This window comes from Nonomuraea sp. NPDC001684, assembly GCF_053596515.1.
This window is the reverse complement of record NZ_JBSFGJ010000698.1, coordinates 1-3,142: the sequence shown is the minus strand read 5'-3', so window position 1 is coordinate 3,142 and position 3,142 is coordinate 1. Positions and strand designations below refer to the sequence as shown.

3 protein-coding genes are annotated in these 3,142 nt (G+C 70.8%); 1 reads left to right on the top strand and 2 read right to left on the bottom strand.

Annotated elements, in window-relative coordinates; translation table 11 throughout:
- Positions 1-67 precede the first annotated feature (67 nt).
- A complete protein-coding gene (locus ACWCSD_RS50280) occupies positions 68-409 on the bottom strand; it encodes a hypothetical protein (protein WP_449926575.1) in 342 nt (113 codons plus the stop codon).
- Between the two features lie 253 nt (positions 410-662).
- On the opposite strand from ACWCSD_RS50280, the gene ACWCSD_RS50275 reads away from it, so the two are divergent.
- Complete coding sequence (locus tag ACWCSD_RS50275) at positions 663-875, top strand: hypothetical protein (RefSeq protein WP_449926572.1); 213 nt, start codon at positions 663-665, stop codon at positions 873-875.
- Between the two features lie 150 nt (positions 876-1,025).
- Here the strand turns inward: ACWCSD_RS50275 and ACWCSD_RS50270 are convergent.
- The coding region (locus ACWCSD_RS50270) for a hypothetical protein (RefSeq protein WP_449926569.1) at positions 1,026-3,142 on the bottom strand (2,117 nt) is incomplete at its 5' end.

The window sequence follows — 3,142 nt, the reverse complement described above, 5'->3', positions numbered from 1 at the left end:
CGGGCGTCTCAGCCCGGGGCGACCCGACCGGTGGCACCCCTACGGGGGCGGTGCCGACCGCGCTTGGTTATCGCCACTGGTCGCTGAGGCCGGCGTTGGGGAATGCGTTTTCTTCCATGTAGCTTCCGGCGAGCCACCCGAAGGCGCCAAGGCGGGCTTCGCCCCCAACGGAGGGTCCGGCGCTATAGGCGCCCAGTGGCCCTTGGCTGGAGTCGACAACCTGAATCTGTGCGGGGATCACCTTTCCCCCGCTGACGACGATTCGAGGCACGCCGTCCACGTATTGCAGGCTGAGCGTGCCCATGTCCTCGGGCTTGACCTCGGATGCGGGGATCAGGTTGCGGTCCGTGGGGACCGGAATCTGAACCTTCGCCGGGCCCTTCGAGTTTGGTTTCTGCTCTTCAGGCATGTGTAACTCCTCTCCCCGGTCGACCACTTGCCGACCAGCAGTGATCTTCCCCCGCGCCGATGTGTGCACACCCACTCGTTTGGAGGACTCCCTGACCAGACGACAGCTCAGAACCATGATCATTCTCTGGATATCCGTTGTTTCCTGCACCGTTGCTACCGATGTTCCTCAGACCCCTGACCCGCGACGATGCCGCGCGTTTGGGGCGTGTGACTCGGTTCTTACCAGCACCCCTAGTTCGCGGGAGGTTCTCGTGCGCATCACCGCAGCACTGACCAGCGGCCTCTTGGTCGCCTCGGCCGCCCTGTTCGCTCTCACACCCGCCGCATTCGCAGCAGACCAACCCGTTGGCAAGATCACCCGTCAGCAATGCCAGCAGGGCGGCGGCCGGGTTTTCTACGATCGCATCTTCCACAAGCCCTATTGCGAAGGCGGCACCCACCACCTGCGACCGGTCAAAGAATGACCGTGTGAGGGCCCAGGGCAGGGAGCCGTCAGACCTGAGTACCAAAGCTGGGAACACCGCGCCCCGTGCATGGTGACGCACAGCGGCGGCCAATCGCGAGCGAGCCAAGTCGGGCGTGAGTCTTGCCCAGCACCTCGAGTGGGGAAGGCGCTACCCGCCGGGTGGGCCAGTGCCTGACGCCCGCGGCCGGTGGCGGGGCGGTCGCTGTGGCCATGCAGGGGTGATCACCACGGCGCCGAGCATCTGCTCCAGGAGCACGATCCCCTCGACCTCGCCCGGCGGCGGCTCGCACGCCAGCAGGCCCGCGTCGTCGGGCGGGACGGCGCGGCCCTCGATGTCGTCGGTGGGGCCGGTCGGCCACGGCACCGGATCCGCCTCTGTGCGGGGCTGAGGAGGATCAGGACGGGTTTTGGCGGTACGGGCGGGACGATCATCTTCCGTCGCCGCAGGAAGGCCCCAGGAGGCGATCACCTCCCACCAGACCTTGCGCTCGGCCTGGTGCTCGGCCAGCGTCGCCTCGTACTCGTCTTGACGGCCGGTCTCGATGGCCACCTCCTTCAGCGGCCGGTCGCGCCGCACCCACCCCTCGGGCGTCCGGTCGGCCAGGCCGAGGGCGGCGAGCGTGCGCAGCGCCTGCACGGTCGACGTACGCGACAGGAGCGCTAGGCGGGCGACGTCGGCCGCCCGGGTCGGGGCGTTCGACAGCGCCTCGTGGGTGAGGGCGACGCACGCCCCCTCCAGGTTGAGCGCCTGGTGGGTCGTCTCGATTCGGCCGCCCCGCCACATCCGGGCGACCGCGTCGGCCCGGTACGGCTCGGGCACGAGCAGCACGTACCGGTCGCCCTGCTTGCCTCGGCCGGGCACGATCCGCTCGATCAGCGGGTGCGCCTCCTCTCGCAGCGTCTTCAGGTGCTTGGCGACGGTCGTGTGGTCGTACCCGGACATGCGGGCAAGCTGCCGCGTCCCGAACGCCGGCGTGACGCCTTCGTCCATGCGGGCTGCCACGGCCATGGCGCGCAGCAGCATCCGGATCGCCGGGGCGGCCCGCCCCCATGCTTCCCTCCGGTCGGGGTCCCGTTCGGCCACCCACACGGCAGATAGCCAGAGAAGGACCTGCTGCCACGTGTTGAGCAGGGATTGCCCAGGACCGAGCCGGTACGAATCTACGTCGTAAAGATCACGTCCCTGCACAACCCGCCCAGGGTCCGGAGCGGCGACCGCGTCGACGGGGGAGAGGCTGGGATAGGGGAGGGGGGGCGAGGAAGTAGACCGGCTAGTGTTGAACTTGCGATCAGGGTTTCCCATTGCGTACTGGTCGACGCCGGTGACGGCCTTCCGCCAGTCGGCGCGTAGGAGCCGCTCCCGTTCCCGGGCCGACCGAGGCTTTTCGAGCAGGACGGCCAGGCCGCCGTAGATGCCGCCCTCCATCTCCTCGACCACCTCGGCGTACCTCCAGCCCGCCGCGGCGAGGCTGTTGAGCACGGCCAGGCGGCATTCCGACCGCGAGTCGTAGCCGGACCAGTCGCCGGTCCGGGCGCGCTGCCCGAGATCGGGCCGGGGGGCGCGGCGGCCGCGGCGACGGGGGAGCCACGGCATCCCGTCCTCGTCCTCCACCATCCAGCCGCCGCCGGCCACGGTGGCGCGGCCCGTTTCGGCCGTATTCCGGCCGCCCGGGGTGGGGGAGTAGGCGCCGAGCTCGACGGCCAGCTCGTCGTGCAGCAGCTCCCACACGCGCATGCTGTTCGGCTGCTCGGCGATGGCGACGGCCTCGGCGAGCGGGATGGTGAGCCGCATCCACCCGGTGAGGTGGCCGCGCTCGACCTTGTGGGGGGAGCCGGGGACGCGGATCTGCGCTGCCGCGTTCGACATGGGGGTCGTGTCGATGGTGGGGAAGCGGCGGGCGAGCGCCCACGCCACCCGGTACAGCTCCTCCCACGGGAGCGGCCGGGCGAAGATGACGTAGACGTGGCGGCCGCCGCTGGGGGAGACGTCGGTGATGGCTCGGCCGCCGCACCGCTCGATCACGGCGACGACGGCAGCGGCCTCGGCGGCGACCCGGGCGGCCGGGTCGGCGACGCCCAGGGCGCGGCCGTTCTTGATGTCGAGGTCGAGCACCAGGAGCCGGCCCGTCCTGGTGTGCCGGTCGAACACAGGCACGGTGGTGGGCCGGTTGGGGTGGCGGTCGGTGAACGGCCGCCCGTGCCGTCCTGGAGGCCGCCCACCGCCGCGACGCCCTGGCCGCCGAGCTGGAGTCGGCCGCCGCCGCC